Annotated in this window: 12 protein-coding genes; 4 read left to right on the top strand and 8 right to left on the bottom strand. The window is 67.6% G+C overall.

Features of this window, described 5'->3' with window-relative positions; genetic code table 11:
• Window positions 1-54: 54 nt before the first annotated feature.
• The 4 genes from GORHZ_RS02860 to GORHZ_RS02845 form a co-directional block, all read right to left on the bottom strand.
• Window positions 55-1,332 (bottom strand): acetyl-CoA hydrolase/transferase family protein, encoded by a 1,278-nt coding sequence (locus GORHZ_RS02860; protein WP_006330258.1) that lies wholly within the window; start codon window positions 1,330-1,332, stop codon window positions 55-57.
• 10 nt (window positions 1,333-1,342) lie between these two features.
• The gene (locus GORHZ_RS02855; RefSeq protein ID WP_006330257.1) at window positions 1,343-2,152 is read right to left on the bottom strand and encodes a family 1 encapsulin nanocompartment shell protein; all 810 of its coding nucleotides are present in this window, start codon (window positions 2,150-2,152) and stop codon (window positions 1,343-1,345) included.
• Window positions 2,153-2,192: 40 nt separating this feature from the next.
• Window positions 2,193-3,221: a Dyp-type peroxidase gene (locus GORHZ_RS02850; RefSeq protein ID WP_040529917.1), complete on the bottom strand. Its 1,029-nt coding sequence runs from the start codon at window positions 3,219-3,221 to the stop codon at window positions 2,193-2,195.
• Between the two features lie 64 nt (window positions 3,222-3,285).
• The gene (locus GORHZ_RS02845; protein ID WP_006330253.1) at window positions 3,286-4,947 is read right to left on the bottom strand and encodes an FAD-binding dehydrogenase; all 1,662 of its coding nucleotides are present in this window, start codon (window positions 4,945-4,947) and stop codon (window positions 3,286-3,288) included.
• A 541-nt stretch (window positions 4,948-5,488) separates the two neighbouring features.
• Between GORHZ_RS02845 and GORHZ_RS02840 the strand changes: the two genes are divergently transcribed.
• Window positions 5,489-6,445: an alpha/beta hydrolase gene (locus GORHZ_RS02840; RefSeq protein ID WP_006330251.1), complete on the top strand. Its 957-nt coding sequence runs from the start codon at window positions 5,489-5,491 to the stop codon at window positions 6,443-6,445.
• 262 nt (window positions 6,446-6,707) lie between these two features.
• Here GORHZ_RS02840 and pgfA read toward each other — a convergent pair whose 3' ends face one another.
• Together pgfA and GORHZ_RS02830 are read right to left on the bottom strand one after the other, a co-directional pair.
• Window positions 6,708-8,069, bottom strand: a complete 1,362-nt coding sequence (gene pgfA / locus GORHZ_RS02835; protein ID WP_006330250.1) for a cell envelope lipid trafficking protein PgfA — start codon at window positions 8,067-8,069, stop codon at window positions 6,708-6,710.
• A gap of 145 nt (window positions 8,070-8,214) precedes the next feature.
• Window positions 8,215-9,606, bottom strand: a complete 1,392-nt coding sequence (locus GORHZ_RS02830; protein WP_006330249.1) for an ABC1 kinase family protein — start codon at window positions 9,604-9,606, stop codon at window positions 8,215-8,217.
• 145 nt (window positions 9,607-9,751) lie between these two features.
• Here GORHZ_RS02830 and GORHZ_RS02825 point away from each other — a divergent pair, with 145 nt between their 5' ends.
• Window positions 9,752-10,747: a hypothetical protein gene (locus tag GORHZ_RS02825; RefSeq protein WP_006330248.1), complete on the top strand. Its 996-nt coding sequence runs from the start codon at window positions 9,752-9,754 to the stop codon at window positions 10,745-10,747.
• A gap of 4 nt (window positions 10,748-10,751) precedes the next feature.
• On the opposite strand, the gene GORHZ_RS02820 is transcribed toward GORHZ_RS02825, so the two are convergent.
• Both GORHZ_RS02820 and GORHZ_RS02815 read right to left on the bottom strand, forming a co-directional pair.
• Window positions 10,752-11,117 (bottom strand): ArsR/SmtB family transcription factor, encoded by a 366-nt coding sequence (locus tag GORHZ_RS02820; protein WP_006330247.1) that lies wholly within the window; start codon window positions 11,115-11,117, stop codon window positions 10,752-10,754.
• A gap of 42 nt (window positions 11,118-11,159) precedes the next feature.
• Window positions 11,160-12,443: an MFS transporter gene (locus GORHZ_RS02815; RefSeq protein ID WP_245551330.1), complete on the bottom strand. Its 1,284-nt coding sequence runs from the start codon at window positions 12,441-12,443 to the stop codon at window positions 11,160-11,162.
• 136 nt (window positions 12,444-12,579) lie between these two features.
• Here GORHZ_RS02815 and GORHZ_RS02810 point away from each other — a divergent pair, with 136 nt between their 5' ends.
• Entirely contained in the window at window positions 12,580-13,623 is a 1,044-nt protein-coding gene (locus GORHZ_RS02810) for an NAD(P)-dependent alcohol dehydrogenase (protein WP_006330245.1), read from the top strand.
• A gap of 128 nt (window positions 13,624-13,751) precedes the next feature.
• The coding region (locus GORHZ_RS29840) for an FAD-dependent oxidoreductase (protein WP_006330244.1) at window positions 13,752-13,929 on the top strand (178 nt) is incomplete at its 3' end.

The following is a 13,929-nucleotide window of genomic DNA, read 5'->3' as shown; positions in this document are numbered from 1 at the left end:
ACGAGACGCGATGCGATTTCCGCGGCTCCGGACGGGTAGACCCCGGAGAGTCCCTCAGAGAAATCCCGATTCCCGCGCCGCCCGGGTGAGGTCGTCGCGATGTTCAGGGGCCGCGATCGCGATCAGTGCGCTGGCGCGCTCTCGTAGGCTCCGGCCCCGCAGCATCGCGATCCCGTATTCGGTGACGACGTTGTCGATGGTGTTCTTGTGGGTGGTGACCACACTGCCGGGCGACAGTCGTGCGGTGATCCGGCTGTTGCCCTTCGACGTCGTCGCGCGGGTGACCAGGAAGCCCTGCCCGCCGTCGGAATACAGGGCGCCGCGCGCGAAATCCACCTGTCCGCCCGACCCTGACCAGTAGCGGCCCGCGATGGTCTCGCTGGCCGCCTGCCCCATCAGGTCGACCTCGGTGGTGGCATTGATGGAGACCACATTGGTCTCCTCGCCGATGAGACGCGGATCGTTGGTCTGGTCGACAGGCAGCAGCGCCACCCCCGGGTTCGAGTCGATCCAGTCGTACAGTTCACGTGAGCCCAGACAGAACGTCGCCACATGCTTGGCGCGGTGATGCGTCTTTCGGGCGCCGGTCACCGCACCGGACTGCACCAGGCGCATCACGCCGTCGGTGATGACCTCGGTGTTGATGCCCAGGTCGCGATGGCCCGTGAGTAGGGCGGCGATCCGGTCGGGCACGGTACCGATGCCGAACTGCATGCACGCCCCGTCGGGGATGCGGTCGACGATGTGCTCGGCGATGGCGTGATCGCGCGGGTCGTCGCCGTTGGTGTGGGTCTCGAAGAGGGGGCGGTCGACCTCGGTCCAGCCGACGATCTGGCTGATGTGGATGTGGTTCTCGCCGTAGGTGTGGGGCATCTGGTGGTTGGCCTCGAGGAAGAACGGCATCTCGCCGATGAGCGCGGCGCAGTATTCGGCGTTGGTGCCGAGTGAGAAGTAGCCGTGTTCGTCGGGCATGCTCGCACCGGTGATGACGATCTTCGGTCCGTGCAGGGCGCGCAGCAGGGTCGGCGTCTCGGAGAAGTGGCTCGCCACGAGGTCGCAGGTGCCGTTCCAGAACGCCTGTCGGGTGGCCGGTGAGAGGAAGTAGTCCACGTGGCGGAGTCGGTCGCCGAACTCGCCACGGATGTAGGCGCGTTCGGTGACCGCGCTCATCTGGTGCACCCGCACCCCCGAGAGCTGCTCGTTGCCCGCCTCGAGGGCGTCGAGCAGTGATTCGGGTTCCGCCGCATACAGCGGGGCGATCACGTTGCAGCCGGGCCGGATGTGGTCGAGCAGACGTTCCGCGGGGACCGAGCTCGTCGAGGTTTTGGTCATGGGCGGTCGCTCAGCCCGCGAAGGTGAACGGCACGACCGCCTCGGGCGTGTAGGTCAGGTAGGTGAACGATTCCTGGAAGTACAGGGTCACCGTCTCGGAGTCGTGGGAGTCGTACCCGATCGACACGTCCTGGCCGATGCTGAGTTCGAAGTCGCCGCCGCGCGTGCTGAGCAGGAAGGCGCCGGTGATCGCGGGGGCCCACACGATGTCGCCGCCGCCGACGAGCATCCGCTGCAGGTGATCGCGGATCGGGATGCCGTGGTCGGACGTCTCGTTCACGAGCTGGTAGACGTCCGCCGACAGCGCCAGCGAATACGGGCCCTCCACCGAGGCCAACCGCAGCGCGGTGGTCGCCTGGGCGAGCGCCTCCGGGTAGTCGCGAACCTCGGCCGGCAGGTCGATCGGGGTGGCCGACGCCGACGCGCGCAGCCCGCTGATGCCGCCCGCCGCGTAGCTCTCGAAGACCGCCCGGTCCTCGGCATGCGCCAGCTGCGCGGCCGCGTCGCGCACCGGATCCCAGTCGGAGTCCTGCGAGCCGCGGTCGACGTCGTCGATGGCCTCGCGGCGCAGCGTGAACGGCACCTTGAGTTCGATCAGCGGCTGCGCCAGCCGGGTGTGGGCGACGATGCCCTCACCCGGCGGGTCGATCTTCGACCGATGACCCAGGGTCACCGACGCGACGTCGAGACCGAGGGGGCCGTTGACGTCGACCAGGCGCCGGGCCGCGCTGTTGCGCTTGAACGAGCGGGTGGCCTCCTCCTCGATCTCGGCCCACGCGGCGGCGGAGATCGGGGCGAGCTCGCGGTGCAGGTTGTTCATGGACTACCTCCTCGGTCGGCCGGTGTCAGACGGGTAGGGCTCAGTGCAGCGATCCGATGCCCAGGGAGCCATCGGATGGATGTGGTCGGGTTGGCTCGTCACGCTCGGGATCGGCGTCGGCCGACTGCCGTTCGGCCTCGGGTGGGTCGGGGAGGTTCTCGAGGAAGTCGACGGTGGGGGTGTAGAACTGCGCTCCGCTCACGGCGGTCGTGAAGTCGAGAAGGCGGTCGTGGTTGCCCGGCGGGTCACCGATGAACATCTTGCGCAGCATCTGTTCGGTGACGTCGGGTCCGGCCGAGTAGGCGATGTAGAAGGTGCCGCGGTCCCCGGTGCCCGAGGCGTCGCCGTAGGGCATGTTGTCGCGGACCACGTCGATCTCGTTGCCGTCGGCGCCTTCGACCACGTTGAGCGCGATATGCGAGTTCGTCGGCTTGACGTCGTCGTCCATCTCGATGTTGTCGAGCTTCGTGCGGCCGATGGCGGCTTCCTGCTCGGTGACCGGCAGGGCGTTCCACGCGGTCAGGTCGTGAACATAGCGTTGGATCGCGACATAGCTGCCGCCGGCGAACGCAGCGTCCTCGTCGCCGACGGTGATCGCGTCGACGGCCGCCTGCCCGACCGGGTTCTCGGTGCCGTCGACGAAGCCGATCAGGTCACGCAGGTCGAAGTAGCGGAATCCGTGCACCTCGTCGGCGACCCTCACGGCATCACCGAGCGCAGACATCACCAGTCGTCCCACCTCGAAGCACAGATCCATCCGATCGGCCTTGATGTGAAGGAGGAGATCGGCAGGCGTGGCCGGCGCGGTGTGTACCTCGCCCTCGCAGGCGACGAACGGCCGCAGCGACCGGGGCCGCGGGCCGACGAAGAGACGATCCCAGGCCTGCGATCCGATGGAGACGATGGCGGCCAGCGCGGCGTCTGGTGCGCGTGATCCCACGGCGTTGGTCAGCGACCCGAGATCCCCCAGCGTGTCGCGGACGGCGTCCTCACCGCCGGAGTCGATGGTGAGGACCAGGAAGAGGGCGTGTTTCGTCTTGCGTGTCAGGATCGTCTGGGGAACCGGCACGATGGCCACTCTAGCCGACGGCGCGTTCCGGTACGTCCGTACGACATGACGCGAGGCGAGATGGTCAGTCGCGCGCGACGGCGAGGCCGGCGGCCCGGCCGGAGAAGATACAGCCGCCGAGGAACGTGCCCTCCAGCGCGTTGTAGCCGTGCACCCCGCCACCGCCGAAGCCGGCGACCTCACCCGCGGCGAACAGTCCGTCGAAGGCCGTCCCGTCCGGGCGCATCACCTGCGAGTCGAGGTTGGTCTCCAGCCCGCCGAGCGTCTTGCGGGTCAGGATGTTGAGCCGGACGGCGATCAATGGTCCGTGGTCGGGATCGAGCAGGCGGTGTGGTTTGGCGACCCGGGTGAGTTTGTCGCCGAGGTACTGTCGCGCGTTGGTGATGGCCATCAACTGCGCGTCCTTGGAGAACTTGTTGTCGACCTCGGCGTCGCGGGCCGAGATCACCAGTTCGATCTGCTGCAGGTCGAGTTTCGGTCCGCGGGCGATGGCGTTCATGCCGGCGACGAGTTCGGGGAGGTTGTCGCGGACCACGAAATCGATGCCGTGCTTGGTGAACGCGTCGACCGGACCGGGTGCGCCCTTGGCCAGGCGGCTCTTGAACGCGAACTTCATGTCCTTGCTGGTGATGTCGGGGTTCTGCTCCGACCCCGACAGCGCGAACTCCTTCTCGATGATGCTCTGGGTGAGGATGAACCAGGAGTAGTCGTGACCGGTGGCCAGGATCTCCTTCATCGTCGCGTTGGTGTCGAAGCCGGGGAAGTTCGGCGGGACGAGCCGGTTGCCGTTCGCGTCGAGCCATAGTGACGACGGACCGGGGATGATGCGGATGGCGTGGTCGGGCCAGATCGGGTCCCAGTTGTGGATGCCCTCGGTGTAGTGCCACATGCGGTCGCGGTTCACCAGACTGGCGCCGGCGGACTCGGCGATGCCCAGCATCCGGCCGTCGACATAGGCGGGAACCCCGGAGATCATCGTCGACGGCGCGGGGCCGAGCCGCTCGGTCGGCCAGTTCTGCCGGATCAGGTCGTGGTTGTGTCCGATGCCGCCGGTGGTGACGATCACCGCGCCGGCCCGGACCTCGAAATCGCCGACGACCTCCCGCGACGACGCGACACCGCGCTCCAGGTCGGTGGGCTCGAGGATCGCTCCGCGGACCCCGACGGCCGCGCCCTCCTCCATGACGAGTTCGTCGACGCGATGACGGAAGCGGAACTCGACCAGGCCGCGCTTCTCGGCCTCGAGCACCGGATCGGCGAAGACGCGGACCACTTCGGGTCCGGTACCCCAGGTCAGGTGGAATCGGGGCACCGAGTTGCCGTGGCCGTCGGCGAATCCACCGCCCCGTTCGGCCCATCCGACGATGGGCGTGATCCGCAAGCCGAGGTCGTGGAGGTACTGGCGTTTGATGGTCGACGCGAAATCGACGTAGGCGCGGGCCCACTGTCGGGGCCAGAAGTCCTCGTCGTCGCGGTCGAAACCGGCCGACCCCATCCAGTCCTGCAGGGCCAGTTCGGCGGAGTCCTTGATACCGAGGCGCCGTTGCTCGGGACTGTCCACGAGGAAGAGTCCGCCCAGCGACCAGAACGCCTGGCCCCCGAGGTTGTTGCGGTTCTCCTGGTCGACGACGATGACCTTGCGTCCGGCTCGGGTGAGCTCGTAGGTCGCCACGAGGCCGGCCAAGCCGGACCCCACCACGACTGCGTCGGCTTGCTGCTGGCTCACACGCCCTCCTCGTGTCGATTGATGTCGACCTTAGTGGTCCTGTCCACAAATTCGTCGGGGGTCTTCGGCGTTCGATGAACGACTGGCTGCGTTGTCGTCGATCACGATGACGCTGTCATCGCTCACTCCTCCGCCTTGCCAGTCGCCCATCGCTCCACCGAACACCCCGGACGAATTTATGAACAGGACCACTTGGCCCTCGGGTCGTCGCGCCGGGACCGGTCCGAAAACGACGGGATCGTGACCGGCTGGTCACCGTTGGGTGAGCAATCGGATAACAGCGCCGTGGCGCGCGTCGTCGGGAGAATGCGCCGGGGGAACCGGTCGCCTGGGGAGCCGGCGAAATGCGCTGGTTGTGCCCTCGGTGGTGTCGTGGCTGCGACCGAGCCGCCGGTCACGGGGCACGTCACTTGCCTTTGCCGGAGCGTTATCGAGCCGTTACACTGCCTCACGACGGGGATCGGGCGGGGGAGTTCAGCCTTAGAATCCCCTGAGAGTGACCGTTGCCCTTTGTTCGAGGTCAAGATCGTAAGGATTGTTAATGCTGACACGTGCCCGTAGGCGCCTCGTCGCCGGACTCGTCGCCCTCGTGGCCGCGACCGGCGGCGCCGTGGTGGCCGCACCCACCGCGCAGGCGGCCGGAACCACCGAGTACGTCTACTCCGCGGCGATGCACCGCAACATCCCGGTGCGCATCGTCGACGGTGGTGGCGGGGGCCCCAAGCCCACCCTCTATGTCCTCGACGGTCTGCGGGCCCCGAACAACACCAGCGGCTGGCTGCAGAACACCGACGTCGACGACTTCATGGTCGGCAAGGGCGTCAACGTCGCGATTCCGTTCGGTGGCGGGGGCAGCTTCTACACCGACTGGGATCAGGTCGACCCGAAGCTCGGCGTCAACAAGTGGGAGACCTTCCTCACACGCGAACTGCCGGCGTACATGGCCCGCAAGCACAACAGCGACAACCGTCGCAACGGCATCGCCGGTCTGTCGATGTCGGGTACCTCGGCGCTGAACCTCGCGTCGCGTCACCCCGGTTTCTACAAGGCGGTCGCCTCCTACAGCGGCTACCCGACGGTCACCTTCCCCGGCTTCACCCAGGGCATCCAGCTGTCGGTGGCCGAGATGGGCGGTGACCCGACCAACATGTGGGGCCTCTTCCCGGCCGGGCAGTGGTTCCAGAACGACCCGTTCCTGAGCGCAGGCAACCTGGCCGGTAAGTATGTGTATGTGTCGTCGGGCAGCGGGCTCGGTAGCCGGTACGACACGTCGGTCGATCCGACCAGCGCCAACTTCAACCCGGTGAAGTTCTCGCAGATGGTGCCGCTCGAGGTGGCCGCGTCGGTGAGCAGCCAGATGTACATCGGTCGCGTCGCGCTGGTGCCCGGCGTCAAGCTGACCACGCATATCACCCCCGACGGCGTGCACTGGTGGGACTACTGGGAGAGCGACTTCAAGCAATCGTGGGCCACGACCTTCCGCCCCGCCTTCTTCTGATCCTTGCTCTCATCCACGAGGATCTGAACTCCACACACCGCGGCCGGTGACCTTCGGGTCACCGGCCGCGGTGTCGTTGTCGGGGAGCCCCGGGGCGTCGGAGGAGGAGGTGTCTACTCGCCCGGCGGGCGCCGGAACCCCCGGGGTGGGGCTACTCGCTCGGCGGGCGCCGGAACTCCTGGGGTGGGGCTACTCGCTCGGCGGGCGCCGGAACCCCCGGTGGGCTACTCGCCCGGCGGGCGCCGGAACCCCCGGGGTGGGGCTACTCGCTCGGCGGGCGCCGGAACTCCTGGGTGGGCCCATCCTGCCCAGGTGGGGAGAAGTTCTGCGTCGGTGTATCACCCGGGGAATCCTGCACGCGCGGGATCTGCTCGGTCGGCCGGTCCCAGGGGCTGGTCGACTGGTCATCGGCAGCGGCCCCGTACCCGGTCTCCGGCTCGATCGGTTCATCGCCCTCGGTGGTGTCCGCGGGGGGCGTGTCGTCGGAGCCCGAGCGGCGCGACCGCCAGAACAGGAAGCCCCACAGGCCCAGCAGTGCGACGCCGATGACGCCGAGGATCAGCGGCAGCCAGAAGCTGGCGAGCTTGAGCAGTCCGACGTTCTCGTCGGCGCGGCTTGCCTGACCGGAGACCGTCGAATCCGCCCACTTGAACCGGCCCTTGAGCACAGTCATCTCGAAATCGCGCACCGGTTGCGGGGTGGCGTCGCTCTGATCCGGCGAGCGGAAGTATTGGTACTGATCCTCCATACCGTCGACGATGATCCCGGTCTCCGGCTCGACCCACATGTGCTTGGTGGCCGTGGCATACCGGTGCATGGTGACCGAGTCGTTGGGCCGTACACCCGGGCCCGAGATACCCCACCAGCTCGCCGGCATGGTCAGGATCGAGCCCAGGGGTGCTTCCCCCTGCGGGTTGGGCAGGTTCGACACGTCGGTCTCGGGAATCTCGGCGACGAACTCGTAGGTCTTGACTCCGTCGATCGTCTTCTCGGCGACGAACTCCGCCGGGACGTCGAGGCGGACGTTCGTGTCGTAGACGAGATAGGAGCGCTTCTGGACGTCGAAACCGAACTTGTATTGGAAGCCCTGGCGGCCGGGCAGCTCGACCGACACGTCGGCGGGGTTGACGCCCTGGGGTGCGGCCTCGAGTTGCAGGGAACTCACGTTGCCATTGGGCACCGCGGTCTTCCGGTCGACCGAGACCCGGTCGATGTTGGCGCTCAGGAGTCCGTCTTTGCATGTCCGCGGGGTCCCTGCGGGTGCCATCTTCGGCTCGGTCTCGGTGCCATCGGGGTAACGGAGCCGATCGATCTGGACCGTCTGGGCCGACTGCAGCGTCGCCTGATCGCGGTCCGACGGATCGACGATGATCGAGCGGCGCTGCTGGGTGAGGTGGGCGTCGAGGACCTGCGCCTTACTCTCACTGATCGAGCAGCGGTCGAAGACCTGGGCCGGGAACCGTTCGCCCGAACCGTCCTCGGGCACGGTGGTCGCATCCGACGTGATGTCGAGATCGAGCGGCACCACCTTCAGTTGCGGGATCAGGATCAGCGGCACGGCGATCGCGGCAGCGATGAATGCAGCGCCGAAGAACGCCGGCAGCGCCAGCCAGACTCGTCTCATACTCCACTCCTGAAATCCGGACTCAACGCCCCAACACTAGTGGTACGAGGCCCGAGTTATGCCGAGACCCGTCGAGGACGTGTCGGGCAATTCGGACGCCGAGGAGTGGTGGGTCGCCGAGGAGTGGCCGTGTGATCGACGATGTTCAGCCCAGCCGAGCCCGCTCGGCGCGCCGATCCCGCTCGGCTTCTTTCATGATCCCGGCCATGTATCCGTAGATCTCCTTGTCGGACATGGCCTTCCATCGCGGAGCCAGTAGCTTCATGTACTTCTCCACGTAGAGCAGCTGCTTGCCGACCAACACGAGTTCGCGGGGGAGGCGCGCGTCGTGCGCCTTGGCGACCGCCGCGAGCTGACGTCCGAGGTCGGTGTAGGACATCGAACCGAGGTCGGTCGCCGACAACGGCACCGCAACCTTCTTGATGTCCTCGGCCCCCTGCGCCGTCGACGACGGGTTGTGTACTGCGCCCAGCAGGAAGATCGCCCGACCCGCCGACTCGTAGTCTCCCCGAACGATGAGGTCGACGACCAGCTGCCGCAGGATGCGGCGCGTGCGTTTGGTGAAGCGACCGACGATCCCGAAGTCGAGCAGGACCAGCCGTCCCTGCGCGTCGACGAGCACATTGCCGGCGTGCAGGTCGCCGTGGAACAGTCCGCCGTGGAATGCGGACTCGAGCAGTGACAGCAGTAGGTTGCGGCACAGCGCCACTCCGTCATGCCCCGCCGCACGGACCGCTTCGGCGTCATCGATACGGATCGCGTAGATCCGTTCCATGGTGAGTACCCGCGAGGTGGTCAGTTCGTCGTAGACCTCCGGCACGCGGACCCGATCGCCGAATGGCCCGTCCTTCAGGCACGCGTACCACTCACGCATCGTGTCGGCTTCGTTGCGGAAGTCCAGTTCGGCGGACAGCCCGTCGGCGAAGTCCTCGACGACGTGTCGTGCGCTGAGCATGCGCCCGTACTCCGAGATCTCGACAAGTCCGGCGAAGCGCTCGAGCAGCGCGACGTCGGGTGCGAGGCGTTCGGCGATGCCGGGCCGCTGGATCTTGACCACGACCTCGTCGCCGGTGTGCAGGGTCGCGGTGTGGACCTGGGCGATGGAGGCCGAGGCGATCGGGTCCGGATCGAACGTGGCGAACACGTCTTCGGGCGGTGCGCCGAGTTCGGCGACGAACAGGTCGCGGATCTGCGCGGGGTCGGCCGGTTTCACCCGATCGAGGAGGGATTCGAACTCGGTCGACAGCGTCTCGGTGAACACCCCAGGGCTCGAGGCGATGAGCTGACCGAGTTTGACGTAGGTGGGGCCGAGATGTTCGAACGTGGCGCGCACCTCGTGGGCGGCCCGTTGGCTCGACGGCGCCCGCCCCTGCAATGCGTCGCGGACCGTGTGCAGCGCATAGCGCCCGACTCCGGCCCACGCATGCGCGGTCATGGCGCCGAGTCGGGTGATCTCGGCGAGCGTCGACACTCCGGACAGCTGGGTCTGGAGGCCGGTCGTGGATTCGCCGTCGGCGGGGCTGTGCGTCATCACCATCGGTCAGTGTAACGAGGTCCGGCGGCCGGGGGTCGATGCCGCGCGGGCAGGTTCGGTGTGCGTCTCGCCCGCGGAAGTATCAGTGTGAACCAGGGGGTTTGGTTAATCTCGGTCCGGAGGGGTCCGACCGACACAAGAGGGCGGGATGCAGCACAAACCGGTAGTGCGCGGGCTGGTGAGCGTGACCGCGGCGACAATGCTCGCCTGGGTGGGTAGCGGTGGTGCCCTCGCGGACCCGAACATCCAGATACCGGGTGTCGACGACGGTGTGCCGAATTGCGCGGTGCTTCGACCGCGCGGGTTTGCCGGCTACATCGGCACCAACGATCCGAAGCCGGCGCGCACCATGGATGAGGACTTCACCCATGTCCCCAATGACTGGTGCAATACATCGGTCGGCTACAGCCGGTTGTGGTTCGACGTCAATGGCGTGACCTTCGGGCTCCCCGACACCCTGCACGCGCTGTTCCCGTACAACAACGCGGAATTGCTCGCCAAACCGGTCTTCGAGCCCGGGTGGACGATGACCATGCGGGTCGGCGGCACCCAGAAGATCCCGACCTGGGCGGGCACCACCGGATGGGGGGTGTCGAATCGGTCCGTGGACCCGATCGGCCTCGAACTCGCATGGTTCATGTACAACGGCGCGAACGATCCGGTGGGCGATGCCAGTACGCTCGCCAAGCCGATCATGAACGCGCTCGGCATGGACTTCCCGCGCGGATTCTTCATGATGACCAAGCGGGCCGGCGGGCTACCGCAGATCAGGTTGCTGCCGCTGAGCATCCTGAACGAGGAACACGACTACTCGGTCGTGCTGACCGACCGCGATGTGACGTTCTACATCGACGGTGAGCAGGCCGGCACCGATGTGGCCCCGTTCGTCGTCGACGGTCGGATGCGGGGCGGCCCGGGGTCGCGCTACGGCACGTTCGGCAACCCGCCGGTCGGCACGCACGTCGACATCTCCGGCCAGCCGGTCCCGTTGCTCGGCCAGATGTGGCTGGACAGCGGCTACTGGTTCCCACTGCCGATCCCGCAGGTCAATGACCGGTGGCAAACCGCATACCTGAAGCGATACGTCCAGGGGCCGACGGACCGGACGCCACTTACGCTCGACGGCTGGCAAGGCTTCGACTAAGCCCTCACCGATGGCCGGGTTCGCCGGTGATCTGATGGTCGGCGAGGTTGAGGGCCTCGAGGATCAGCCGGCTCAGGTGACCGTCGCGGATCCGGTAGATGACGTGGCGGCCTTCCTTGCGGGTCTCGACCAGCCCGGTGAAGCGGAGTTTCGCCAGATGCTGGCTGACTGCGGTCCGCGACGCGCCGACCGCGTCGGTGAGCGCGCCGACGTCGGACTCGCCCTCGGTCAGCAGCCAGAGGATGTGCAGCCGGGTGGGATCGGCCAGCATGGAGAAGGTTGCGGTGGCGACGCGCAGCAGCTCCGGGTCCGGGGTGACGGCGTGAAACAGGCTCGGCTGGTCGCGACGTTGGGTCGTCTCGTCCGACATCGTCTCCCGATTCCTCCTCGACGCGCCCGCGGCCCCGGCCGATCAGCCGCCGACCGGCTCGCCGACGGTGGGCTCACCGGCCATCGTAGGCGTTGCGGGTCGGATCGTCGGGTGTGGTCGCCACGTAAGCACGGCGGCCATCCCGGCCGCGACCGCGACCACGGCCAGCAGCAGTGGGGTGCCCCAGACACCGAGCACCGCGGGCGCCCACCCGGCGATCGGGTAGGTGACGAGGAACGCCGCATGCGACAGCGAGAACTGCGCGGTGAAGATGGCATCGCGGTCGGCGTCGTCGGTGTGATCACGAACCAGCCGCGGCGACGCGGTGTTGATCAGCGACGTGCCGATACCGAGCACGAACCACACGGTGGCGAGGGCGACGAATCCCGGTCGCACCGCGAGCATCAGCGCAGTGCCCGCGAGCCCCGCGCCGCAGATCATCGCGCCGACGACGATGACCCGGCGCGTCGTCGTAGAACGCAACAGCCACGGCAGGACCAGTGCGACAACGATCGACCCGCCGCCGAAGACCCCGAGCGCGACCGCCACCATCGCGTTTGCGAGTCCGAGTACCGACCGCACATAGACCACCGACGACACGATGACGACCGCGGTCGCCGCGGCGGTGGCCACATTCGCGGCCAACAGCCCGCGAAAAGCCCGCTGCGACACCATCGCGCGCACACCGGCGGTGGCCCGGGGCCAGAAGCCGTCGACCGGGCGGGGCCCGCCGGGCGCGGCGGCGGCGAGCCCGGAGGTCACCACCAGTGCGGCCGAGCCGGCGAAGCCGACCGCGGTGACGACAAAGAGCACCGAGAAGTTCATCAGGGTGAGCAGCGCTGCGGCCAGCAGCGGACTGACAACGGACTCGAGGTCGTAGGCGATCCGCGACGCCGACATCGCGCGCGTGTACTCGTCGCGGTCGGGAACAACCTCGGGGATGACCGACTGAAAGGTCGGAGTGAACGTCGCCGACGCGGACTGCAACGCGAAGACCAGCAGGTACACCTGCCACACCTCGCCCACCCACGGCAGGGCCAGGGCCATCAGGATCCGGACGACATCGGCGCCGACGAGGACCGACGTCGCGCTCAAACGGGCGCAGACCGCGCGCATCACCGGTGCCATCACCACATAGGCAACCATCTTGATGGCCAGTGCGGTCCCGAGGACCTGACCGGCTCGCGGTCCGGCCAGCGAGTAGGCGAGCAAGCCGAGCGCGACGGTCATCACCCCGGTACCCAGCAACGACACGATCTGGGCCGCGAACAGGTGACGGAATGTCACACCACGCAGGAGTCCGGCCACGACCTGAGCGTAACTCACATGTGCGCAACCATGCACATGTTGTTTCGGTGATCTGGATCCCGATGATTAGCGCGGAGAAGGATCTTGACGAAGAGTGGAACGGTTCGGGCCACGAACCCGATCCACGCACTGATGTCGACAGGGAGGATGCCCCATGCCCACCACCGTCAATGCCTACATCGCCACCGCCGCCGACCGGCCCCTCGAGCCGACGACCATCGCACGCCGCGACCCAGGCCCGCACGACGTCGTCATCGACATCGCCTACGCCGGTGTCTGTCATTCCGACATCCACACCGCCCGCGGTGAGTGGGGCCGGACCGCCTATCCCGTCGTGCCCGGGCACGAGATCGCGGGCACGGTGTCCGCGGTCGGCGCCGCAGTGACCCGCTACGCCGTCGGTGATCGCGTCGGCGTCGGCTGCTTCGTCGACTCCTGCCGTGACTGCGATGCCTGCCGCCAAGGCGAGGAACAGTACTGCGAGCGCGGGATGACCGGCACCTACAACGCCGTGGGGCGCGACGGCGAGCCGACCCACGGCGGCTACAGCGCCGGCATCGTCGTCGACGAGAACTACGTGTGCGCCATCCCCGAGGGCATCGCCCTCGACGTCGCGGCGCCGTTGCTGTGTGCCGGGATCACCCTCTACTCGCCGCTGCGCCACTGGCAGGCGGGACCGGGGAAGAAGGTCGCCATCGTCGGGCTCGGCGGTCTCGGACACGTCGGCGTCAAGCTCGCGCACGCCATGGGCGCGGAGGTGACCGTGCTGTCACAGTCGCTGAAGAAGATGGAGGACGGCCTGCGGCTCGGTGCCGATCACTACTACGCGACGAGCGACCCGGACACGTTCAAGACGCTGCGCAACGAGTTCGACCTGATCATCAACACGGTCTCGGCGAACCTGGACATGAAGCGCTACCTCGGCATGCTCGCGATCAACGGCACACTCGTCGAACTCGGCCTCCCCGAACACCCCATCGAGATCCCGGCATTCGCGGTGACCGCCAACCGGCGCAGCTTCGCCGGCTCGATGATCGGTGGGATCGCCGAGACCCAGGAGATGCTCGACTTCTGCGCCGAGCACGGGATCGGCGCGGAGATCGAGGTCATCGCGGCCGACCGGATCAACGAGGCGTACGACCGAGTGGTCGCCAGCGACGTGCGCTACCGGTTCGTCATCGACACCGCCACCATCTGACGTGCTCTGCGGCCGGCAGCGGCGGACCCGTCGTCGCGCTATCGTGGAGTAAGGTTTTCGACTGGGAATCGAAAACACGTCGGGGTGGTTGTCCTGACTACACGATTTCCCGTCCGAGAGGTTGAGCGATGGCGCAGATTCAACGCGACGTCTGGTCCGCCGACGCAGTGCGCGCGGACTTCGTGGTGGTCGGCGCGGGTGTCGCCGGCCTGGTCGCCGCGCTACGGGCCGCCGAGGCGGGACTGCGCGTGGTGATCCTGAACAAGGGGCCGGCGTGGCGCCCGGATCGCGTCGAGCAGTCGACGT

Origin of the sequence: Gordonia rhizosphera NBRC 16068 (assembly GCF_000298195.1) — a bacterium.
Lineage (GTDB): Bacteria > Actinomycetota > Actinomycetes > Mycobacteriales > Mycobacteriaceae > Gordonia > Gordonia rhizosphera.
This window is presented reverse-complemented; position numbering and strand designations above follow the sequence as displayed.

Bases quoted from the DNA above. Each gene is read 5' to 3' on its own strand.
- GORHZ_RS02840 (WP_006330251.1), top strand. From the start codon at position 5,489: ATGCTGACACGTGCCCGTAGGCGCCTCGTCGCCGGACTCGTCGCCCTC.
- GORHZ_RS02825 (WP_006330248.1), top strand. From the start codon at position 9,752: ATGCAGCACAAACCGGTAGTGCGCGGGCTGGTGAGCGTGACCGCGGCG.
- GORHZ_RS02830 (WP_006330249.1), bottom strand. From the start codon at position 9,606: ATGGTGATGACGCACAGCCCCGCCGACGGCGAATCCACGACCGGCCTC.
- pgfA (WP_006330250.1), bottom strand. From the start codon at position 8,069: ATGAGACGAGTCTGGCTGGCGCTGCCGGCGTTCTTCGGCGCTGCATTC.
- GORHZ_RS02855 (WP_006330257.1), bottom strand. From the start codon at position 2,152: ATGAACAACCTGCACCGCGAGCTCGCCCCGATCTCCGCCGCCGCGTGG.
- GORHZ_RS02820 (WP_006330247.1), bottom strand. From the start codon at position 11,117: ATGTCGGACGAGACGACCCAACGTCGCGACCAGCCGAGCCTGTTTCAC.
- GORHZ_RS02860 (WP_006330258.1), bottom strand. From the start codon at position 1,332: ATGACCAAAACCTCGACGAGCTCGGTCCCCGCGGAACGTCTGCTCGAC.
- GORHZ_RS02810 (WP_006330245.1), top strand. From the start codon at position 12,580: ATGCCCACCACCGTCAATGCCTACATCGCCACCGCCGCCGACCGGCCC.